The sequence below is a fragment of the Streptomyces spororaveus genome, from assembly GCF_016755875.1.
Lineage (GTDB): Bacteria > Actinomycetota > Actinomycetes > Streptomycetales > Streptomycetaceae > Streptomyces > Streptomyces spororaveus.
The window spans coordinates 5,478,906-5,500,230 of record NZ_BNED01000005.1; the positions used below are offsets into that span (position 1 = coordinate 5,478,906).

General features: G+C 70.9%; 19 protein-coding genes and 1 tRNA gene. 4 read left to right on the forward strand and 16 right to left on the reverse strand.

Annotation, left to right across the window (positions count from 1 at the left end):
• Positions 1 to 4 precede the first annotated feature (4 nt).
• The 4 genes from Sspor_RS27190 to Sspor_RS27205 are packed head-to-tail and all read right to left on the reverse strand — an operon-like array spanning position 5 to position 4,611.
• Complete coding sequence (locus Sspor_RS27190) at positions 5 to 1,426, reverse strand: GH1 family beta-glucosidase (protein ID WP_202201459.1); 1,422 nt, start codon at positions 1,424 to 1,426, stop codon at positions 5 to 7.
• Positions 1,423 to 2,247 (reverse strand): carbohydrate ABC transporter permease, encoded by an 825-nt coding sequence (locus tag Sspor_RS27195; protein ID WP_202201460.1) that lies wholly within the window; start codon positions 2,245 to 2,247, stop codon positions 1,423 to 1,425. Before Sspor_RS27195 ends, Sspor_RS27190 begins: the two co-directional genes overlap by 4 nt.
• Positions 2,244 to 3,248, reverse strand: coding sequence for a carbohydrate ABC transporter permease (locus Sspor_RS27200; protein WP_202201461.1), 1,005 nt, complete (start codon positions 3,246 to 3,248; stop codon positions 2,244 to 2,246). Before Sspor_RS27200 ends, Sspor_RS27195 begins: the two co-directional genes overlap by 4 nt.
• A 7-nt stretch (positions 3,249 to 3,255) precedes the next feature.
• Complete coding sequence (locus Sspor_RS27205) at positions 3,256 to 4,611, reverse strand: ABC transporter substrate-binding protein (protein WP_202201462.1); 1,356 nt, start codon at positions 4,609 to 4,611, stop codon at positions 3,256 to 3,258.
• A 102-nt stretch (positions 4,612 to 4,713) separates the two neighbouring features.
• Here Sspor_RS27205 and Sspor_RS27210 point away from each other — a divergent pair, with 102 nt between their 5' ends.
• Positions 4,714 to 5,739, forward strand: a complete 1,026-nt coding sequence (locus Sspor_RS27210) for a LacI family DNA-binding transcriptional regulator (protein ID WP_202201463.1) — start codon at positions 4,714 to 4,716, stop codon at positions 5,737 to 5,739.
• Positions 5,740 to 5,836: 97 nt separating this feature from the next.
• Here the strand turns inward: Sspor_RS27210 and Sspor_RS27215 are convergent.
• The 4 genes from Sspor_RS27215 to Sspor_RS41345 all read right to left on the reverse strand — a co-directional run bounded on the left by Sspor_RS27215 (position 5,837) and on the right by Sspor_RS41345 (position 8,716).
• Positions 5,837 to 5,909: transfer RNA gene (locus Sspor_RS27215), tRNA-His, on the reverse strand.
• Positions 5,910 to 6,015: 106 nt separating this feature from the next.
• Positions 6,016 to 6,618 (reverse strand): oligoribonuclease, encoded by a 603-nt coding sequence (gene orn, locus Sspor_RS27220; RefSeq protein WP_202201464.1) that lies wholly within the window; start codon positions 6,616 to 6,618, stop codon positions 6,016 to 6,018.
• Between the two features lie 105 nt (positions 6,619 to 6,723).
• Positions 6,724 to 7,896, reverse strand: a complete 1,173-nt coding sequence (locus Sspor_RS27225) for a helix-turn-helix domain-containing protein (RefSeq protein WP_202201465.1) — start codon at positions 7,894 to 7,896, stop codon at positions 6,724 to 6,726.
• 376 nt (positions 7,897 to 8,272) lie between these two features.
• Complete coding sequence (locus Sspor_RS41345; RefSeq protein WP_202201466.1) at positions 8,273 to 8,716, reverse strand: hypothetical protein; 444 nt, start codon at positions 8,714 to 8,716, stop codon at positions 8,273 to 8,275.
• A 323-nt stretch (positions 8,717 to 9,039) separates the two neighbouring features.
• On the opposite strand from Sspor_RS41345, the gene Sspor_RS27235 reads away from it, so the two are divergent.
• Together Sspor_RS27235 and Sspor_RS27240 are read left to right on the forward strand one after the other, a co-directional pair.
• Positions 9,040 to 9,573 (forward strand): universal stress protein, encoded by a 534-nt coding sequence (locus Sspor_RS27235; RefSeq protein WP_150261838.1) that lies wholly within the window; start codon positions 9,040 to 9,042, stop codon positions 9,571 to 9,573.
• Positions 9,574 to 9,757: 184 nt separating this feature from the next.
• The gene (locus Sspor_RS27240; protein WP_202201467.1) at positions 9,758 to 10,324 is read left to right on the forward strand and encodes an acetate uptake transporter; all 567 of its coding nucleotides are present in this window, start codon (positions 9,758 to 9,760) and stop codon (positions 10,322 to 10,324) included.
• Between the two features lie 83 nt (positions 10,325 to 10,407).
• On the opposite strand, the gene glmS is transcribed toward Sspor_RS27240, so the two are convergent.
• Positions 10,408 to 12,225, reverse strand: coding sequence for a glutamine--fructose-6-phosphate transaminase (isomerizing) (gene glmS, locus Sspor_RS27245; RefSeq protein ID WP_202201468.1), 1,818 nt, complete (start codon positions 12,223 to 12,225; stop codon positions 10,408 to 10,410).
• 65 nt (positions 12,226 to 12,290) lie between these two features.
• Complete coding sequence (locus Sspor_RS27250; RefSeq protein ID WP_030008735.1) at positions 12,291 to 12,566, reverse strand: hypothetical protein; 276 nt, start codon at positions 12,564 to 12,566, stop codon at positions 12,291 to 12,293.
• 183 nt (positions 12,567 to 12,749) lie between these two features.
• Here Sspor_RS27250 and Sspor_RS27255 point away from each other — a divergent pair, with 183 nt between their 5' ends.
• Complete coding sequence (locus Sspor_RS27255) at positions 12,750 to 14,342, forward strand: beta-N-acetylhexosaminidase (RefSeq protein WP_202201469.1); 1,593 nt, start codon at positions 12,750 to 12,752, stop codon at positions 14,340 to 14,342.
• A gap of 16 nt (positions 14,343 to 14,358) precedes the next feature.
• On the opposite strand, the gene Sspor_RS27260 is transcribed toward Sspor_RS27255, so the two are convergent.
• From Sspor_RS27260 to Sspor_RS27285, 6 genes are all read right to left on the reverse strand, one after another.
• Positions 14,359 to 14,907 (reverse strand): hypothetical protein, encoded by a 549-nt coding sequence (locus tag Sspor_RS27260; RefSeq protein ID WP_202201470.1) that lies wholly within the window; start codon positions 14,905 to 14,907, stop codon positions 14,359 to 14,361.
• Between the two features lie 167 nt (positions 14,908 to 15,074).
• Positions 15,075 to 16,856, reverse strand: coding sequence for an IucA/IucC family protein (locus tag Sspor_RS27265; protein WP_202201471.1), 1,782 nt, complete (start codon positions 16,854 to 16,856; stop codon positions 15,075 to 15,077).
• Positions 16,853 to 17,437, reverse strand: coding sequence for a GNAT family N-acetyltransferase (locus Sspor_RS27270; RefSeq protein ID WP_202201472.1), 585 nt, complete (start codon positions 17,435 to 17,437; stop codon positions 16,853 to 16,855). The genes Sspor_RS27265 and Sspor_RS27270 overlap by 4 nt, the downstream gene beginning before the upstream one ends.
• Complete coding sequence (locus Sspor_RS27275; RefSeq protein WP_237404045.1) at positions 17,437 to 18,735, reverse strand: lysine N(6)-hydroxylase/L-ornithine N(5)-oxygenase family protein; 1,299 nt, start codon at positions 18,733 to 18,735, stop codon at positions 17,437 to 17,439. Before Sspor_RS27275 ends, Sspor_RS27270 begins: the two co-directional genes overlap by 1 nt.
• On the reverse strand, positions 18,719 to 20,209 hold the full coding sequence (locus Sspor_RS27280; protein WP_202201474.1) for a pyridoxal phosphate-dependent decarboxylase family protein: 1,491 nt from the start codon (positions 20,207 to 20,209) through the stop codon (positions 18,719 to 18,721). Before Sspor_RS27280 ends, Sspor_RS27275 begins: the two co-directional genes overlap by 17 nt.
• A gap of 152 nt (positions 20,210 to 20,361) precedes the next feature.
• Positions 20,362 to 21,261: a siderophore-interacting protein gene (locus tag Sspor_RS27285; protein WP_202201475.1), complete on the reverse strand. Its 900-nt coding sequence runs from the start codon at positions 21,259 to 21,261 to the stop codon at positions 20,362 to 20,364.
• Between the last annotated feature and the right edge of the window lie 64 nt (positions 21,262 to 21,325).

Consider the following 21,325-nt stretch of genomic DNA (forward strand, 5'->3'; position numbering starts at 1 on the left):
CCGGCTAGAGCACCTCGTCCCCGTAGGTGTGGAAGCTTCCCTTCCGGGCCAGGCGGGCGTACCAGTGGGCGCTGGAGCGGGGGGTGCGGGCCTGGGTCTCGTAGTCGACCTGCACGATGCCGAAGCGCTTGCTGTACCCGTAGGACCACTCGAAGTTGTCCAGCAGGGACCAGAGGAAGTACCCCTCCACCGGGGCGCCGTCCGCCAGGGCGCGGTGGACGGACGACAGGTGGGCCTCCAGGTAGCCGATGCGCTGCGGGTCGTGCAGGTCCGGGGCGTACGCCGCGCCGTTCTCGGTCACCAGCAGCGGCAGTCCGGGGGCCTCGCGGGTGAAGCGCATCAGCAGGTCGTACAGGCCGGTGGGGTCGATCGACCAGCCCATGTCGGTGCGGTCGCCCGGCGGTTGGTGGAAGGCGACCGACTCCGCCGCGGGCCAGGGCGAGTGCTCCGTGGCCCCGTGCCCGTCGGCGCGCGGGCCGTTCCCGTCGGGGGCGGCCGAGACCACCGCCGGGGTGTAGTAGTTCACCCCGAGGAAGTCCAGCGGCTGGTGGATCAGCGCCTCGTCGCCGGGGCGGACGAAGGACCAGTCCGTCACCGCGGCGGTGTCCGCGAGCAGGTCCTGCGGGTAGGCCCCGTGCAGCAGCGGGCCCGTGAAGACCCGGTTGGCCAGCGCGTCGATCCGGCGGGCCGCGTCCAGGTCGGCCGCCGAGCCGGTCAGCGGCCGTACCGCGCTGGGGTTGAGCGCGATACCGGCCCTGGTCCCGGCGGGCAGCGCCGCCGCGGCCAGCCCGTGGGCCAGGTTGAGGTGGTGGGCGGCGCGCAGCGAGTCGGCGGGGGAGGTGCGGCCCGGGGCGTGGACCCCCGAGGCGTAGCCGAGGAAGGCGCTGCACCAGGGCTCGTTGAGGGTGGTCCAGAGCTCCACCCGGTCGGCCAGCGCCGCCGTGACCTGCTCGGCGTACCGGGCGAAGGCGTAGGCCGTCTCCCGCTCGGGCCAGCCGCCCGCGCTCTCCAGCTCCTGCGGCAGGTCCCAGTGGTACAGGGTCACGCAGGGCCGGATCCCGTACGAGAGCAGCTCGTCGACCAGCGCGTCGTAGAAGCCGATCCCGCCGGCGAGGACCCGCGGCCAGGACACCGAGAACCGGTAGGCGCCGAGCCCGAGCGAGGCCATCAGCCGGACGTCCTCGCGCCACAGCCGGTGGTGGTCGACGGCCACGTCACCCGTGTCGCCGCCGTGGACCTTGCCCGGCGTACGGCAGAAGGTGTCCCAGATGGACGGTCCGCGCAGGGAGGCGGCGCCCTCGATCTGGAACGCCGCCGTGGCCGTTCCCCACAGGAACCTGTCGGGGAAGCGCAGCTCCCGCCCACCGGTGTCCGTGCTCACGTCCGTACTCACGTCCGTGTTCGTGTTCGTCGGGAGTTGGGTCATCCCTTCACCGCTCCTTGCATGATGCCGCCGACGATCTGCCGGCCGAAGACGAGGAACACCAGCAGCAGCGGGAGCGTGCCCAGCAGCGCACCCGCCATGATCACCGACTGGTCGGGGATGTAGCCCCGGCCCAGCCCGGTCAGGGCCACCTGCACCGTCGGGCTGCCGTTCTGGGTCAGCGCGACGATCGGCCAGAAGAAGTCGTTCCAGGCCATGACGAAGGTCAGCATCCCCAGCACGGCCATCGCGGGCCGGGCGGCGGGGAACACCACGTGCCACAGGACCCGCAGAGAACTCGCCCCGTCCGTCCGCGCCGCCTCCACCAGCTCCATCGGCAGCGCGTGCGCCAGGTACTGGCGCATGAAGAACACCCCGAAGGCGCCCACCAGGGTCGGCAGGATCACCGCCTGGAGCCGGTCGGTCCACGACAGCTTCGCGATCAGCATGTAGAGCGGCACCACACTCAGCTGCGGCGGGATCAGCATCGTCCCGATCACCAGTGCCAGCAGCGGCCGGCTGCCGCGGAAGCGGAGTTTGGCGAAGGCGAAGCCGGCGAGCGTGGAGAAGAACACGGTGCCCGCGGCGACCGTGCCCGCCACGATCACCGTGTTCAGCAGGGCCGTCCCCATGTTGGCGTCGGTCCACGCCACCTGGAGGTTGTGCCCCAGATTCCCGCCGAACCAGAACGGCGGCGGGGTCTGGGCCAGCCGCGTACTGGTCCGGGAGGCCGCGATCGCCGTCCAGAGGAGCGGGAAGAGGGAGCCGGCCGTGAACAGGGCGAGCACCACGTACGTGAGCCGGCCCGCGCGCAGTGACCTCATCGGGAGTCCTTCCGTCCGCGCAGCAGCCGCGCCGCGCCGGCGATCAGCAGCAGGATCAGGAACATCGCCCACGCGATCGCCGAGGCCCGCCCGAGGTGCAGGTTCACCCAGCCCTGCTCGTACAGGTACAGCCCGAGCGTCTGGAACTGGTGGTCCGAGCCGCCCGTCGCGGCCGCCCCGCCGTTGAAGAGCAGCGGCTCGCCGAACAGCTGGGTGGCCCCGATCGTCGACACCACGCAGGTGAAGAAGATCGTCGGCCGCAGCGAGGGCACCGTGACGTGGAGGAACTGCTGGAAGCGCGAGGCTCCGTCCAGCGCGGCGGACTCGTACAGCTCGCCCGGTACGGCCTGCATGGCCGCCAGGTAGATCAGCGCGTTGTAGCCGGTCCACCGCCAGATCACGATGGTGGAGACCGCGAACTGGGAGGCGAAGGTGCCGTTCTGCCAGTCGACGGCCTCGAAGCCCACCGCCGACAGCGCCCAGTTGACCATTCCGTAGTCCCGGCCGAAGAGCAGCACGAAGACGAGCGTGGCCGCCGCCACCGACGTCGCGTACGGGGTGAGCACCGCGACCCGGAAGAAGGCCGAGCCCCGCAGCCGGTAGTTGAGCAGGTGGGCCAGGCCCAGCGCGATCGCCAGCTGCGGCACCGTGGACAGCAGCCCGATGGTCACCGTGTTGCGGAGCGCGTTCCAGAAGAACTCGTCGTCCCACAGCCGGGTGAAGTTCCGCAGCCCCACCCACGTCATGCTGTCGGGATCGGTCAGCTCCACCTGGTGCAGCGCCGCCCAGCCCGTGTAGAGCAGCGGGAACAGCCCGAAGGCGGCGAAGAAGAGGAAGAAGGGCGCCACGAAGGCGTACGGGCTGAAGCGCAGGTCCCAGCGGTAGCGGCGCGAGCGCCACACCTGGGCGCGCCCGCCCCGCCCGCTCCGGCCGCCCCCCTCCGCCGCCGGCCGCTCGGGGCCGACGGCGGAGGGGGACAGGACAACCGTCTCGTCCGTCACCGCTGCCTCACTGGTCCAGGGCGTTGTCGATCGCCTTCACCGCGGCCTCCCAGCCCTCCTGCGGGCTGCGGCCCTTCTGGTCGACCTGGAGCATCCCGATGTCCGCCAGGTTCTGCGCGATCACCAGGTCCTTCGGTCCGACCGCCGCCACCGGCACGCCCTCGGCCGCCTTCGAGAAGATCTCCCCGATCGGGGCGCCGCCGAAGTACGCGTGCTGCGCGCCCGACACCGCCGGAAGCTTGTACGCGGCGCTCGCGCTCGGGAAACTGCCCCGCTTCTCGAAGAGCTTCGCCTGCTGCGCGGGGGCCGTCAGCCAGGCCGCCAGCCGGGCCGCCTCCTCGGCGTGCTTGCCCGCCTTCGGGACCACCAGGAAGGAGCCGCCCCAGTTGCTGGGCTTCGGCGCCTGCGCCACGTCCCACTTGTCCTTGCCCGCGGAACCCGCCTTGTCCTGGATGTAGCCGAGCATCCAGGCCGGGCAGGAGACGGTGGCGAAGGAGCCGTTCGAGAAGCCCTGGTCCCAGGTCGGGGTGAACTGCTGGAGCTTGGCGCTCAGCCCGTCGGTGGCGAAGGAGGCCGCGAGGTCGAAGGCCCCGCGCACCGCCGGGTTGGTCTTGTAGACGACCTTGCCCTGGTCGTCGTAGAAGCGCTGGGCGCTGCTCCCGGTCACCGCCGCCATCACGCCCGACGCCGAGTCCACGAAGGCCTTCCCCTCGCCGGCCTTGGCCTTGTACGTCCGGCCGGCCTCCAGGTACTTGTTCCAGTCACCCGCCCACAGGGCCCCGACCGCCGCCCGGTCGGAGGGCAGCCCGGCCGCCTCGAAGAGGTCCTTGCGGTAGCAGATGCCCTGCGGGCCTATGTCGGTGCCGAGGCCGACCGTGGCCCCGCCCTTGGCGGCGGGCGCCGTGCCCTGCGCCCACTTCCAGGGCAGGTACGCGGCCTTGTCCACACCGGGGGCCTTGCCCAGGTCCACCAGCTTGTCGGCCTGGGTGGCGGTGATCTCGGCGATGTTGTTGACCTCGACGGCCTGGATGTCGGCGAGCCCGCTGCCCGTGCCCAGGTGGGTGAGGAGCTGGGGGTAGTAGTTCTCGTTGCGCTCGATGGAGGTCTGCTCGATGCGGATCCCGGGGTTCTGCGCCATGTACTCGTCGTAGAGCCCGGCCTCCTGGAGTCCGAAGGCCCCGAAGACCCCGACGGTGAGGGTGGTCTGTGCGGCGCCGCCGGACTTGCCGGTGGCGGGGGCGCCCTGGTCGGGGCTTTCGTCGGGGTCCTGCGCACACCCCGCGAGCAGCAGGGCCGTGGTTCCGACCGCGGCGACGGTCGTGAGGAGGGTTCTCCGGACTCGGACTCGGGCTCGGGCTCGCATGTGCTTCCTCCCAGAAGGGCGAAACGTGCCGGGTGTCGTGTGACACAGTGTGGGAGCGCTCCCACAGTCGTCAAGGGGTAGATTCACAACCGGGAGGAAGCCATGAACGGGCACGGGCGCAGTGGGGGACGACCGACCCTGGAGGAGGTCGCGGCGCGCGCCGGAGTCGGGCGCGGCACGGTCTCCCGGGTGATCAACGGATCCTCCAAGGTCAGCGAGCACACCAGGGTCGCCGTCGAGGCGGCCGTGGCCGAGCTCGGGTACGTACCGAACCGCGCCGCGCGCGCCCTCGCCGCCAACCGGACCGACGCCATCGCCCTCGTGATCCCCGAGCCCGAGGCCCGCTTCTTCGCCGAGCCCTACTTCTCCGAAGTGGTCCGCGGGGTCGGTGCCGAGCTCGCCGACACCGAGGTCCAGCTCGTCCTCACCCTGGCGGGCAGCGACCGCGAGCGCCGCCGCCTCGCCCAGTACCTGTCCGGGCACCGCGTCGACGGGGTGCTGCTCGTCTCCGTCCACGCCGGGGACCCGCTGCCGGAGCTGCTGGCCGAGCTCGGCATCCCGACGGTGATCAGCGGCCGCCGTTCCGCCGCCGAGACCCTTCCCTGCGTGGACTCCGACAACCTGGCGGGTGCGGCCGAGGCCGTGCGCCACCTCCTCGACCGGGGCCGGGGCACGATCGCCACGATCACCGGCCCGCTGGACGTGTACGGGGCCCAGTGCCGCCTCGACGGCTACCGGCAGGCCCTGGCCGCCGCGGGGCACCCCGTCGACGAGCTGCTGATCGCGGTCGGCGACTTCACCGAGGAGGGCGGCCGGCGGGCCATGCGGGAACTGCTGGAGCGCCGCCCCGCGCTCGACGCCGTCTTCGCCGCCTCGGACGTCATGGCGGCGGGCGCCCGGCGGGAGCTGCGCGCGGCCGGCCTGCGGATCCCGCGGGACGTGGCGCTGGTGGGTTTCGACGACTCGGTGGTGGCCCGGCACATGGACCCGCCGCTGACCAGCGTCCGGCAGCCGATCGAGGAGATGGGCCGGACCATGACGCGGATGCTGCTGGGGAGAATAGCGGGGGAGGCGGGCGAGGCGGCCGCCGTCCTGCCGAACCGGCTGGTGGTCCGGGAGTCGTCCTGACGGGCCCGGCCCCGGCCGGGCGGACGGCCTGGTCGGCAGAAAGCCCGGTCATGCAGAAGGCCCCGGTCCGCTCTCGCGAACCGGGGCCTTCCCGCAGGGTGAGTGACGGGACTTGAACCCGCGGCCACCTGGACCACAACCAGGTGCTCTACCAACTGAGCTACACCCACCATGTCCGGTCGGAAAACCGACCGGCCGAAGAAAAGGGTACAGGGTCCGGGAGGGTGCTCGCTCCCCCCTTTCCCGGCCGCCCCTCTCCGGAGGGCCCGGCCGGAGCTACGCGCCCGGCACGACGTGCTTGGCGGCGATGCCGCGGGCCGTGTCCGAGTCCGGCCCGGGCTGCGGTACGAAGACCGCCTCCCGGTAGTAGCGCAGCTCGGTGATCGAGTCCTTGATGTCCGCCAGCGCCCGGTGGTTGCCGTTCTTCGGCGGGCTGTTGAAGTACGCCCTCGGGTACCAGCGGCGCGCCAGCTCCTTGACCGAGGACACGTCCACGATCCGGTAGTGCAGGTAGCTCTCCAGCGCGGCCATGTCGCGCAGCAGGAAGCCGCGGTCGGTGCCCACCGAGTTTCCGCAGAGCGGCGCCTTGCGGGGTTCCTTCACGTGCTCCCGCACGTAGGCCAGGACCTGCGCCTCGGCATCCGCGAGGGTGGTCCCGCCGGCCAGCTCGTCGAGCAGGCCGGAGGCGGTGTGCATCTCGCGCACCACGTCGGGCATGGTTTCCAGTGCGGCGTCCGGCGGGCGGATCACGATGTCCACGCCTTCGCCGAGCACGTTGAGCTCCGAGTCGGTGACCAGTGCGGCCACCTCGATAAGTGCGTCGTCCGTCAACGAGAGCCCGGTCATCTCGCAGTCGATCCACACCATGCGATCGTTCATGTGTCCCACCTTATGCGGTCCCCCGTGGCGCGGACCGCATATGCGGAAGGTCCCCCATCGGCGGTGACCGCTGGGGGACCTTCGTGCGTCGTACTCAGTGTGCGGTCAGGCGTGTTCCCGCATGACCCGGCCCGGGGCGTACAGCTCCGTGACCGTGGGACCCGCCGCGGCCAGGGCCGCCGCCGCCCGGTGGGGCTGCGGGGTGCGCTGGTGCGGAACCGGACCCGCGTTGATCTCGGCCACCTGTGCCACGTCGGCCTGCGGCCGGCGCGCCCGGTAGGCGGAGCGGTAGGCGGCGGGGGAGGACCCCAGCTGCCGCCGGAAGTGGCCGCGCAGGGCGACCGGGGAACGGAACCCGCAGCGTCCGGCGACCTCGTCGACCGAGTAGTCGGAGGTTTCCAGGAGCCGCTGTGCCTGGAGCACCCGCTGGGTGATCAGCCACTGGAGCGGGGCGCTGCCGGTGAGCGAGCGGAACCGCCGGTCGAAGGTGCGCCGGCTCATGTAGGCGCGGGCGGCCAGCGTCTCCACGTCGAACTGCTCGTGGAGGTGTTCCAGGGCCCAGGCGACGACCTCGGCCAGCGGGTCGGCGCCGATCTCCTCCGGCAGCGACCGGTCGAGATAGCGTTCCTGGCCGCCGGTGCGGCGCGGCGGTACGACGAGCCTGCGGGCCAGGGCCCCGGCCGCCTCGCTGCCGTGGTCCGTGCGCACGATGTGCAGGCACAGGTCGATTCCGGCCGCCGTGCCGGCGGACGTGAGCACGTCGCCGTCGTCGACGAAGAGTTCGCGCGGATCGACATGGACGGACGGGTACCGCTTGGCCAGCGTCGGCGCGTACATCCAGTGCGTCGTCGCGGGCCGGCCGTCCAGCAGACCGGCGGCGGCGAGCACGAAGGCCCCCGTGCACAGTCCGACGATCCGGGCCCCCTCCTCGTGCGCCAGACGCAGTGCGTCGAGCGCCTCCGGCGGCGGCGGTGAAGTGATGGAGCGCCAGGCGGGAACGACGACCGTGCCTGCCCGGGCGATCGCCTCCAACCCGTACGGCGCGGTCAGTTCGAGTCCGCCGGTGGTCCTGAGCGGACCGTCCTCTCCGGCGCACACGAGCAGTCGATAGCGTGGAACTCCCGCGTCCTGCCGGTCAATGCCGAACACGGAAAGTGGAATGGAGCTCTCGAAGATCGGTCCGCCGCTGAAGAGCAGCACCGCGACGATCTCCCTGCGGCGACGCCCCGCGAGCTTCCGGCCGGCGTCGTTGACGACGGTGATGGAATCCTGGCTCATGGCGCTAAGCCCCCCTTGGGTGTCGCGACTCCTTGGTCTGGTCGCACCTGCACGTTTCCCCTCGGCCTTGCACGTGGATCCCCCGCCGTAAATACATGATCGAATCTACTGCGTCCCGTGGTGTCGGCGTGACAAGTTCAGCACGCAGCGCTATGTCGACTTCTCAACTTGGCGAAAAGCATTCGATCAGTAAGCGTTCCACTCCGCTACCCGAACGGGAAGCGCGGTGCCCGGCCATGGCCAGTACCGGTAGGGCCAGAACGTCCCCCGGGGTCTGTCGTCGCTGGTGGTGAGGGGGACGGGGGGACATTCCGGCAAGGAGGGCATCCTGCCGGGAAGTTGGCTGAAAACATGCCTGTGTGGGTGTGCGAATGAGTCAGTCCTGCGGGGCTGCCGGGCCGGAGCCCCGGCAGCCGCGGCGGTTCCCGGTCGCGCCGCGCGAGTGCCGGCCGCGGTGGGCGGGCGGAAGGGACTCCTCCACCAGCACGCGGGCCGCGGCCCGCTGGTTCCTCTCCGAGTGGCGCAGCAGGACCCGGCACGCGGCCGTCACGGCGAGCAGGCCGAGGGTCGCGACGGCGGCCCCGCCGTAGGAGGTTCCGTAGACGACCAGGACCACGGGGACGAGCAGGCAGCTGAAGGCCGCCCAGCGCACGACGTCACCCGCGGGGTCGTCATGGGGGTGTCCGGCGGAACGCCCGGACGGGTGAAGGCCCGAGCGGGCGGGCGGGGTGAAGTGCGCGGCGGGGTCGGCGTTCTGGAGGGACCGGACGGACTGCTTCGGCTGAGCTGGCTGGACGGGGTGAACCGGATGACCGGGCACGGCGTACTCCCTGCGGGCTCTTACCTGTTGGTCGGACGCATGTCCCAACGCCCGGCGGCGGGGCTCGGTCACTGCGCGCACGGGTGTTGATGGCCGGACTCGTCACTGGCTGTAGGGGACAGTGGTCATTGCCAAGGCGCGCTCGCTCCGGCATGCTCCCTGGGACGCTCTCCAAGGGCGGCATGCCCTGTGCAGGACAGGAGTGTCGCCGTACCCTGGTGGGTATGGGCTTGGGAAGATGCTTCCCGGACAGAGCTCCGTCACACTGCGTCGCCGATTTCGCCCCTGTTGCTTCCTCCAAGGACCTCTTCGCCGAGACACCCATGGCCGGTCACGAATTCTCCGAACCCGCGGACCGCAAGCGCAAACGCGTCGTCGACCCCTCGTCGGCCGCCGATCTGCGCGCGGTGGAACAGACACGCGTGCACTGCGATCCGGCCTTCCGGCACGGAGTCGTTGTGGGATTCGACGGATCCACCTCCAGCGAGCGCGCGCTCGCCTATGCGATCGGCATGGCCCGCCGCTCCGGATCCGGTCTGATCATCGTCCATGTCGCCAACCGGCTGCCCACCACGGTGTGGGCCGGCTGCGAGCCGCCCGTCTTCGTCGACGTGCCGGACCACCGCACCGAGGTGCTCGGGCTGGAGCTCGCCTGCGCGGACTATCTGGCCGAAGTGCCGTGGATCCTGGTCGAGCGCGGTGGTGACATCTGCCATGAGCTGGAGGAGGTCGGCCGGGAGTATTCGGCCGACGCCATCGTGGTCGGCTCCACCCACGGGATCGTGGGCCGGATCTTCGGATCGGTGGCCGGCCGGCTGGCCAAGCGCGCACAGCGACCGGTGGTCGTCATTCCCTGACCGCCCCTCCCTGGGGGAAGGGGGCCTTGGCTCACGCGCCCTCGTACGAACGGCCGGTCCGATCGCTCGCCGTTGTCAGTTCGTGACCGCTTGTTAAGGCGCTTGTGCGGTTGTGCCCCTGTGTAAAGGGTAGATAAGTGCTGCTGGGACGCAGCAAACAACTGCAGATCGAAGGGAGCCCGCCGTGGACAATGGTGTCTCTGCGGGAAGCACGGCCTCGACTTCGACCCTCGGGAACATCGCCCTGGGTCTCACCCTTCTCGCATTCGGTATCGGCCACACCGGTGTCATCGACGGCGTGTCCGCTGCCAGTTCCGTGTCGCTCGCGATGTACGTCGGCGGCGCGGCCCTCTTCCTCCTCGGTCTCCTTGAGTACCGCGGCGGCGACGGGTTCAACGGCACCGCGTTCGCGGGCCTCGGCGTCTTCTGGTTCACCTGGGCCAAGGGCGCGGGCGGTTCGGTCTCCGACGAGGCCGCCGGAACGTTTCTTGTCCTGTTCGCGATGCTCGCGCTGACCCTCACGGTCGCCGCCGCGAGCGGTCTGTTCAGCCAGGGCGTCTACGCCCTGCTGACCCTGTCGCTGCTCCTGCTGGCGATAGGCGCGTTCGTGGACAACGGCATGCTCGCCAAGGCGGGCGGCTGGGTCGCCGCCGTCTCCGGGCTGCTGGCCTGGTACGGCGCCACCGCGGCACTGGCGCACTGGCCGATGGCCTTCGGCAAGGCCGGGCGCGGCGCGGTCGCCGCGGGCTGACCGGCGCGGAAACCGGGCCGGGCACCACGGCAGAGAACCCCCGTGCGCACGCGCGCGGGGGTTCCTCGCTGTGGGGGCGGCGGCTACTCGACGGTGACCGACTTCGCCAGGTTGCGCGGCTTGTCGATGTCCCGGCCCATGGCCAGGGCCGTGTGGTACGCCAGCAGCTGGAGCGGGATGCCCATCAGGATCGGGTCCAGCTCGTCCTCGTTCTTCGGGACCACGATGGTGTGGTCCGCCTTCTCCTGCTCGCGGTGGGCGACCGCCAGGATCCGGCCGCTGCGGGCCTTGATCTCCTCCAGCGCCGCGCGGTTCTTCTCCAGCAGGTCGTCGTCCGGGACGATCGCGACCGTCGGCAGGGACGGCTCGATCAGGGCCAGCGGGCCGTGCTTGAGCTCGGAGGCCGGGTAGGCCTCGGCGTGGATGTAGGAGATCTCCTTCAGCTTGAGGGAGGCCTCCAGCGCCACCGGGTAGCCGCGCACCCGGCCGATGAACATCATCGACTTGGCCTCGGCGAACTCGCTCGCCAGCTTCTTGATGTCCTCTTCGCCGTCGAGGATCTCCTGGATCTGCGCGGGCAGCTTGCGCAGGCCCTCGATGATCCGCTTGCCGTCGGTGACCGAGAGGTCCCGGATGCGGCCCAGGTGCACGGCGAGCAGGGCGAAGGCCACGACCGTGTTGGTGAAGCACTTGGTGGAGACGACGCAGACCTCGGGGCCGGCGTGCACGTACACGCCGCCGTCGGCCTCGCGGGCGATGGCGGAGCCGACCACGTTGACCACGCCGAGGACGCGGGCGCCCTTGCGCTTGAGCTCCTGCACGGCCGCGAGCACGTCGTAGGTCTCACCGGACTGGGAGACCGCGATGTACAGGGTGTCGGGGTCCACGACCGGGTTGCGGTAGCGGAACTCGGAGGCCGGCTCGGCGTCCGCGGGGATACGGGCCATGCCCTCGATGAGGCCGGCGCCGATGAGGCCCGCGTGGTAGGAGGTGCCGCAGCCCAGGATCTTGACCCGGCGGATGCCGCGCGCCTCGCGCGGGTCCAGGTTCAGGCCGCCCAGGTGGACGGTGTTGAAGCGGTCGTCGATCCGGCCGCGCAGCACGCGGTCGACCGCGTCGGGCTGCTCGGAGATCTCCTTGTGCATGTAGGTGTCGTGACCGCCCATGTCGTACGAGGCGGCCTCCCACTCCACGGTCTCCGGGGTGGCGGTGGTCGTCGTACCGGAGGTCGTGTAGGTGCGGAAGTCGTCGGCCTTGATGGTGGCCATCTCGCCGTCGCCGAGGGTGACGACCTGGCGGGTGTGGGCGACCAGCGCGGCGACGTCCGAGGCGACGAACATCTCCTTCTCGCCGATGCCCAGCACCACGGGGGAGCCGTTGCGGGCGACGACGATGCGGTCGGCGAAGTCGGCGTGCATGACGGCGATGCCGTAGGTGCCGTCGATGACCTTGAGCGCCTCGCGGACCTTCTCCTCCAGGGAGTCGGCCTCGGAGCGGGCGATCAGGTGGACGATGACCTCGGTGTCGGTCTCCGAGACGAATTCGACGCCTTCGGCTTCGAGCTTGGCGCGCAGCTCGGAGCAGTTGTCGACGATGCCGTTGTGGACGACGGCGACCTTGTTCTCGGGGTCCAGGTGCGGGTGCGAGTTGAGGTCGCTCGGGGCGCCGTGCGTGGCCCAGCGGGTGTGGGCGATGCCGGTGGTGCCGGCGAAGCGCTTGGGGACGCGGGACTCCAGCTCGCGGACGCGGCCCTTGGCCTTGACGACCTTCAGGGCGGGAGCCTTCGGGGTGTTGACCACGATGCCCGCGGAGTCGTATCCGCGGTACTCCAGCCGCTGCAGGCCTTCCAGCAGCAGCGGTGCCACGTCACGCTTGCCGATGTAACCGACGATTCCACACATACGGTTCTGCCCCTCCTGAAGTTCGGTTCTGTACTCGTCCGTGGCCGCGTGCGGCGGCCGCCGGCTCAGCCGTAGACGATGCGGCGCAACTGCCGGAGCGAGAGCTCCGGCGGCGCCACGGCGCGGTGCGGCAGCTCGGCCGCGATCCGCTCGAAGATCTCCGCGTTCACCGCTCCGCCGGACTGCAGTTCCCGGTGGCGGCGGCGGACGAACTCCTCGGTCGTCTCGTCGAAGTAGGCGAGCACGTCCAGTACCACCCGGGCTGCCTCACCGCGCTGCAGCGCGGTGCTGCGCACCAGGTGGTCGACGAGGTCGTCATGCGACGGGCGGCGATCGAGCACTCGTAGATATTGGCGGCTCGCGGCGTCGAACGCAAAGTTCCTGCCCGATATCGGGCAGGAATGCTCTGGTCTGGACCAGTGAAGCGCTCGGTTCGCCCGTCCCGTGACCTCCTTCGGATGATTTCCGCCGGTCCCGGATTCACCCGCCGGACGGGACGGCCCGCTTGGCCTATACCTGTGCGCATGAGAGTCCTGCGACGCACGCTCGGCGCCCTCCTCGCCCTCGCCACGGCCCCGGCCCTGGTGACGGCCTGCACCTCCGCCCACGGTGACGACGCCCGGCCCGGGGACGACCCGCCGGTGGCCCTCGCCCCCTTCGAACGGCTGCTGCCCGCGCCCGTCTCCGCCCGCGCCGAGGGCCCCGGCTACTCCTTCGGCGCGGGCACGGTCGTCCGCACCGGCCGGGGCCCGGACGAGGAGGTCCGCCGGGTGGGCGAGCTCCTCGCCGAGCAGCTGCGCGGCCCCAGCGGGCTGCCGCTGCCGGTGGTCGACGGCGCGCAGGGGGACGGGATCCGGCTCAGGATCGACGAGGGGGCGCAGGGGGTGGGCGACGAGGGGTACCGGCTGGAGTCCGGCCCGACCGGGGTCACCCTCACCGCGCGGACCCCGGCCGGGCTCTTCCACGCGGGGCAGACGCTGCGCCAGCTGGTACCGGTGGCGGGCCCGGGCACGGTGCCGGGCGGGACGGTCACCGACCGGCCGCGCTTCGCGTACCGCGGGGCCATGGTCGACATCGCGCGCCACCACTTCTCGGTGGAGCAGGTCAAGAAATACGTGGACCAGCTCGCCCAGTACAAGGTCAACACCCTGCACCTGCACCTGACCGACGACCAGGGGTGGCGCCTCGCGATCGACTCCTGGCCGCGGCTGGCGGAGTACGGGGGCGGCAGCGAGGTCGGGGGCGGCCCCGGCGGCCACTGGACGAAGGACGAGTACCGGGACCTGGTGGCCTACGCGGGGCAGCGGTACGTGGACGTGGTCCCCGAGATCGACATGCCGGGGCACGTGAACGCGGCGCTCGCCTCCTACGCCGAGCTGAACTGCGACGGGAAGGCCCCGGAGCGGTACACCGGCGTCAAGGTGGGCTTCAGCTCGCTGTGCGTGGGCAAGGAGCGGACGTACGAGTTCATCGACGAGGTCCTCGGCGAGCTGGCGGAGCTGACCCCCGGCCGCTACCTGCACATCGGCGGCGACGAGGCGCACGCGACGCCCGCGGCGGACTACGCGGCCTTCATGGACCGGGCCCAGGCCGTGGTGGGCCGGTACGGCAAGACGGTGGTGGCCTGGCACCAGCTGGCGGCGGCCCGCCCGGCCCGGGGCGCGGTGCTCCAGTACTGGGGCCACGACAAGACCGCGGCCGCGGACAAGGCGGCCGTGGCGGCGGCGGCCCGGGCGGGGCACCCGCTGATCCTGTCGCCGGCGGACCGGCTGTACCTGGACATGAAGTACGACCCGGCCACGAAGCCGGGCCTGGCCTGGGCGGGGTACGTCCCGGTGCGGCGCGCCTACTCCTGGGACCCGGGCGCGTACCTGGCCGGGGTCCCGGAGTCGGCGGTGCTGGGCGTGGAGGCCCCGCTGTGGACGGAGACCGTCGCGACGCGCGGCGACTGGGAGCTGATGGCCTTCCCGCGGGTACTGGGCCTGGCCGAACTGGGCTGGTCGCCGGCGGCCGCGCTCGACTGGACCTCCTACAGCCGCCGCCTGGCCGCGCAGGCGCCCCGGCTGGACGCGCAGGGCATCGCCTTCTTCCGGGCGCCGGACGTTCCCTGGCAGTGACCGCTGGCGGACGGGGTCAGGACCAGCAGGAGGTCTCGGCCCCGTCGGCCTCCGAGCCCACCGTTATCTCGAATCCGGCCCCCGTGGCGAACTCCGCGGCGGCCCCGGGACCGTAGAACTCGGTGAGGAGGCGGACGGGCGGGAAGGAGAGGGTGAACACCTTGGCCTGCCCGTCCCCGCCCTTCGTGAAGCACGATCCGAACCTCCCCTGATCGGGCGTCCGTTCGGGCTCGAACCGCCAGCCGTCGGCCTCGGCGGCCTTGCGGTAGTGGTCGAGGACCTCCTGGCGGGTGCCGGGGTACACGTAGGTGCGCCCGGCGGACAGCCAGGCGTCACCGCTGTCGTCCGCGCACTCGGAGTAGACGCCGTCGAAGGTGCGGGGGGCGCTCGCGCCGGGCGGCGGCGAGGAGAGCAGCGGCAGCGACTCCAGCTCCTTCATCCGCGCCCCGGTCCCCTCGCAGGTCTTGAACGGGGACAGGAAGGAGCAGCCGGACAGCCCACCGGCCACGATCGCGGCCGACAGGAGCAGGGCGGCCGCACGGCCGGGGCGGATCCGGATCGGCATACGGGCTCCCAGACGGACTCGGGCCGCGCACTCCGGCCACCGGAGCGGACACACGAAGGCGTGACCGCGAAGAGGGCCATTGTGCTTCGCGGTCACGCCGTCGAGGTTCCGGGGTGGGGAGAGGGAGGCACCGAGGGACCGTATCGATGCCTCCCCCGCCCCGTGTGTCACCGCCGGGCGAAGGCCGCGACGGGGTTCTGGAGGCTGCCGATCAGCTGGAGGGCCGCCGCCGGGTCGGCGAGGTCGACCATCTGCCTGTTGTTGCGCAGCTGGAGGCGGTTCAGGCAGGACAGCTGGAACTCCTGCGCGAACAGGTCGTACCGCGCGAAGCGCTCCGCGAGCTGCGGCATCGACTCCTGGTACTCGTGGCCGCAGTCCGCGACCGCCCGCCAGAAGGTGTCCTCGTCGCAGATGCCCTCGTCCGCGAGGATCGCGCCGAGGAAGCGGAAGAAGCAGTCGAAGACGTCCGTGAAGATCGACAGGAGCTTCATGTCCTCGGGGATGTCCGCCCGGACCCGCTCGACCGCGGGCGGCAGCACCGCGTCCGCGTCCATGATGACGATCTCCTCGGCGATGTCCTTGAAGATCGCCCGCTTCACCAGGCCGCCCTCGATGACGAGGATGGTGTTCTCGCCGTGCGGCATGTAGGCGAGGTCGTACTGGTAGAAGCAGTGCAGCAGCGGCACCAGGTAGGCGCGCAGGTAGTGGCGCAGCCACTCGGCCGGGGTCAGGCCCGACTCCGCGATCAGCGCGCCGGCGAAGGACTTGCCCTCGGCGTCCACGTGCAGGAGCGAGGCCATCGTGGCGAGGCGCTCGTCGCCCTCGATCCGGTTGACGGGGGACTCGCGCCACAGCGCGGCCAGCATCTTGCGGTACGGGGAGTACCGGTCGGTGGCGCGCTCGTACTGGCGGTGGTGGTAGCCGATCGCCGCGCGCTCGCGGATGATCGAGAAGTCCACCGACTTCAGGACCTCGTCGCCCTCGATCAGCTGGTGCAGCCAGTCGTTGATCGCCGGGGTGGCTTCCATGTACGCGGCCGACAGACCTCGCATGAAGCCCATGTTCAGGACCGAGATGGCGGTCTTGACGTAGTGCTTGCGCGGCGCGCTCCGGTTGAAGAACGTACGGATCGACTGCTGCGCGAGGTACGCGTCCGGGCCCTCGCCCAGCAGCACCAGGCGGCGGTTCGCGATCTCGGCGGCGAAGGTGACCGTGGTCTTGTTCCACCACTGCCAGGGGTGCACGGGGAAGAGGTGGAAGTCGGCCAGGTCCAGGCCCAGCGCGGTCATCCGCTCCGCGAAGACGGCGATGGTCTCGTCGCCCAGCTCCTCGCGCATGAAGGAGTCGTGGTCCAGGCCCGCGCCCGCCGTGAAGGTGGAGACGTCCTTGCGGGCGGCCACCCACACCAGGTGGACGGGGCTGGCGGTCTCCGGGGCGTACGAGAGGTACTCGTGCACGCCGAAGCCGAGCCGGCCGTTGTTCGCGACGAAGCAGGGGTGGCCCTCGGTCATGCCCGTCTCGATGTCCTGGAAGGAGGACTTCGCGAGGACGTCGGAGGAGACCTGCGGCTTCGTGTACTTGTAGCCCGTGCCGGCCAGGGTGGAGGAGATCTCCTCCAGGTAGACGGGCAGCACCTCGGGACTCAGGCCCAGGGCCTCGCGCAGCTCGATGTGGAAGTCGAGGGCGTCCAGCTCCAGCTCGGCGCCGTCACGGTGGCGGGTGATGGAGGCCTCGTCGACCGACCAGTGGTCGAGGGCGTGCAGGACCGCCTTGAAGCGGTACTCCACGGTCGAGTCGTCGCTGAGGACCGAGTAGAGGCCGCCGCCCAGCGGCTTCGGGGTCAGCAGGCGCTCGTGGGAGAACTCGGCGAGGCCCTTGCGGACCAGGGCGCGGTTGGCGCGGGCCCACAGCTCGGGGGAGAGGTGGGCGACGGCGTCGGCGAGGCTCATATGGAGACCCCCTGGGCGGCCGTGGCGGCCTCGAACTGCGCGCGGGTGCAGAAGCTCAGCAGGGCTTCCTTCTCCGGCTTGGTGACCTGGCGCTCCGGCACGAAGCCGACGGCCTCGTTCAGTGCGTGCACGGCGGTGTTGGCGACGTCCGGCTCGACGACGACGCGCTCGGTGGCCGGGTCGGCGAAGATCGCGGACATCACCGTGGTGATGACGGCGCGGGTGAAGCCGTGCAGTGGGGTGTCGCTGGGGGCGACGAGGAAGTGCATGCCGACGTCGCCGGGCTGGGCTTCGTAGAGGCCGACCAGCTCCAGCTCGGACGGGTCGTAGGTCTCCATGAGGAAGGCGGGGCGGCCCTCGTGCAGGCCGATGAAGGCCTGGTGGTGCTCGTGGGCGGCGATCCTCATGTACTCGCGCTCGACGTCCGGCAGGGACGCGTCCTGCATCATCCAGAACGACGCCTTCGGGTGGGTGACCCAGCCGTGGAGCAGCTCCGCGTCGGCGAAGGGGTCCAGGGGGCGCACGGAGAAGGAGCCGAGTTCCGTGTCGACGCGGGAGAAGAGGAGTTCGGTGGTGCTCATCAGAGGGTGCCTTCCGGGGCGGCGAACTGCTGGAACGCGATGGACTTCTCGACCTTGTAGTGCTCGCGGCCGAGCAGCTCACCGACGATGTACGCGTTCCGGTACGCCGCCATGCCCAGGTCGGGCGAGGTGAGGGAGTGGTTGTGGGTGGTGCCGTTCTGCAGGTAGACCCCGCGGCCCGTGGTGTCGATGCTGTAGTTGCGGGCGGCGTCGAGCCGGCCGTGCCCGTCGAAGTTCAGGCGGTCCCGCACCGGGTTCAGGAACTCCGGGAAGGTGTACTTGTAGCCGGTGGCCAGGACCAGGCCCTCGGAGGTGAGGGAGAAGTCCCGCTCCTGCTCCTCCTGGCGCAGTCCCAGCGTGTACGTGCCCGTGGTGGTGTCGTACGCGGTGCTGTTCAGGGAGGTGTTGGTCAGCAGGGTGGTCGGGACCTGGCCCGGCATGCTGATCTTCTTCTGGTAGAGCAGGTCGAAGATGGCGTTGATCAGGTCGCCGTCGATGCCCTTGAAGAGGTTCTTCTGCTGGGTCTCCAGCCGGTAGCGGGTGTCCTCGGGGAGCGCGTGGAAGTAGTCCACGTACTCGGGGGAGGTCATCTCCAGCGTGAGCTTGGTGTACTCCAGCGGGAAGAAGCGCGGGGAGCGGGTCACCCAGTTGAGCTGGTAGCCGTGGACGTCGATCTCGGCGAGGAGGTCGTAGTAGATCTCGGCCGCGCTCTGGCCGGAGCCGATGAGGGTGATCGACTTCTTCTTCTGCAGCTCCGCCTTGTTCTGCATGTAGGCGGAGTTGTGCGTGAAGTCGCCGCCGAGGCCCTCGCAGGACTGCGGGACGTGCGGCGGGGTGCCGGTGCCCAGGACCAGGCGGGGGGCCCGGTGGGTCTCGCCCTTGTCGGTGTGGACCTCGTACAGGCCGGCCCGCTCGTCGTAGGTGACCTCGGTGACCGAGGTGGACCACCGGACGTTGTCGAGGCGGTCGGCGGCCCAGCGGCAGTAGTCGTTGTACTCGGCCCGCAGCGGGTAGAAGTTCTCCCGGATGTAGAAGGAGTACAGCCGGTCCTTGTCCTTCAGGTAGTTCAGGAAGGAGAAGGGCGAGGTCGGGTCGGCGAGCGTGACCAGGTCCGACATGAAGGGCGTCTGCAGGTGGGCGCCGTCCAGGAACATCCCGGCGTGCCACTCGAAGTGCGGCTTCGACTCGATGAAGAGACCGTCGATCTCGTCGAGCGGGGCGGTCAGGCAGGCGAGTCCGAGGTTGAACGGACCGACGCCGATGCCGATGAAGTCGTGGGTCTCAGCGGTGGAGGGCAAGGGATTCTCCCAGGAACTGCTCGGCATGTGCGGCGAGAAGGTCGAGGACGGCCGCGATGTCGGCCGTCGTGGTCTGCGGGTTGAGGAGGGTGAACTTCAGGTACTGCTTCCCGTCCACCTTGGTGCCGGCGACGACGGCCTCACCGGAGGCGAACAGGGCCTTGCGGGCGTGCAGGTTGGCCTCGTCGACCAGGTCGGTACGGACCTCGCCCTCGGGGACGTAGCGGAAGACGAGGGTGGAGATCTGCGGCTTGACGACGACCTCGAAGCGCGGGTCGGCGTCGATGACGTCCCAGCCGGCCGCGGCCAGGTCGATGACCTCGTCGAAGAGCGAGCCGACACCGTCGGCGCCCATGACGCGCAGGGTCACCCAGAGCTTGAGCGCGTCGAACCGGCGCGTGGTCTGGATGGACTTGTCGACCTGGTTGGGGATGCGCTCCTCGGCCATGCGGCGCGGGTTGAGGTAGTCCGCGTGGTACGTGGCGTGCTTGAGGGTGTCGCGGTCGCGCACCAGCATGGCGCTGGAGCTGACCGGCTGGAAGAACGACTTGTGGTAGTCGACCGTGACCGAGTCGGCGCGCTCGATGCCGTCGAGGAGGTGGCGGCGGGTCGGGGACGCCAGCAGTCCGCAGCCGTAGGCGGCGTCCACGTGCATCCACGCGTGGTGCTCGTCGGCCAGGCGGGCGATCTCGGGGAGCGGGTCGATGGACCCGAAGTCGGTGGTGCCGGCGGTGGCGACGACGGCCATCGGGAAGAGGCCCTCGGAGGCGCACTCCTCCAGTTCCAGGGCGAGCACCGCGGTGTCCATCCGGCGGTTGCGGTCGACCGGGACGCAGATGACGGCCTCGTAGCCGAGCCCGAGCATGGCGGCCGACTTCTGGACGCTGAAGTGGCTGGCCTCGGAGGTGAAGATGCGCAGCTTCGGGAGGAGTTCGGCCTTGGTGAGCTCGCGTCCCTCGTCGAGCGCCTTCTTCATGACGAGGCGGCAGGCCTCGTCGCGGGCGAGGAGCAGCGCGTGGAAGTTCGACTGGCTGCCGCCGGAGGTGAAGATGCCGTCCGCGGCGGGGCCGAGGCCGATGCGCTCGGTGGTCCAGTCGATGAGGCGGCGCTCGATGAGCGTGCCGCCGATGGACTGGTCCCAGGTGTCGAGGGAGGAGTTGACGGCCGAGAGGATCGCCTCGCCGAGCACGGCGGGGATGACGACCGGGCAGTTGAGGTGGCCGAGGTAGCGCGGGTGGTGGAAGTACACCGCGTCGCGCAGGTAGACGTCCTCCAGCTCGTCCAGGACGGCGGCCGCGTCCGCGAGCGGCTTGTCCAGGTCGATCCCGTTGATGACCGGGGCGAGTTCGTCGACGGATATACCGGTGTGGGGCCGCTGCGTGCTCGCGAGTTTCGCGGCGACGCGGTCGACGCCCTCGGTGACGGAGCGCCGGTAGAGGTCCGCGGTCGTCTCGTTCAGCAGATGCGAGCGCATCAACTTTCCTCCGGGCAGGGGGTGGAGAGGGGGGGTGGGGTGGGGTGTGCGTGAATTAGGTTAGCCTAACCTTAGTAATTCGCCAAACGCAGATGGGCCCTGGCTGAAAAGCCAGGGCCCATCTCAAATGCGGTGTGAAATCCGGGAGTTGACTAGAGCTCGGAGGCCGGGTCCTCGCTCGGGGCCTTGCCGGCGTACGCCTCGGCGAGGAGCTGTTCCTCGCTCGCGCCGAGGCGCCAGTAGCCGGTGAAGCGGACGGCGCGACGGTCGACGGAACGTTCCTGCACGAAATGGCGGCGCACCGCGCGGATCGTGCCCGCCTCGCCCGCCAGCCAGGCGTACGGGGCTTCGGCCGCTGCGGGTCCGGCCGAGCGCAGCACGCTCAGCACCTGCTCCGTCCGCTCCCGGCCGTGGCTCTCGCGCACGATCCAGGTGATGTCGGCGTCGGCGGGCGCCCGGAGGTCGAGCCGGTCGTCCTCGTGCGGGACCTCGAACCAGGCCCTGACCCGGGTCCCGGCGGGGAGCCGGTCCAGAATCGCGGCCGCGGCCGGCAGGGCGGTCTCGTCCGCGTACATCCAGATCGCGTCGGCGCCGGCCGGCGGCTGGAAGCGTACGGACTTGTTCTCCGCGACGGCCGGTCCGATCGCCATGATCCGGTGGCCGGCCACCGCCCGCCCCGCCCAGCGGGAGGCCGGGCTGCCGTCCCCGTGGAGGACGAAGTCGATGTCGACCTCGTCCGCTCCCTCGGGCGTACGGCGCTGCTCGCGCACCGTGTAGGAGCGCATCACCGGCCGCTCCTCGTCCGTCATCCCGCGCCAGGCGGCGAACCAGGTGTCCTCGTCCGTGGACGGGAGCACCGTGTGCTCCTGGCCGGACGCGGGCAGGAAGAGCGACAGGCTCTGGTCGAAGCCGCCCGAGCGGAAGCCCGCGAGGGACTCCCCGCCGAAGGTGACCCGCAGGAACGAGTGGCCCAGACGGAGCGTGCGGAGCACTTCGAGCCCGAAGAACCGGAAGTGTGCGACGGCCGGGGCGTCGGATGCGGTGGCGGTCATGCGGAGAGGTCCCCCTGGGGAGTCGGTACGGCGTGCCTGGCGCCCGGGGTCACCGGGCGCCGGG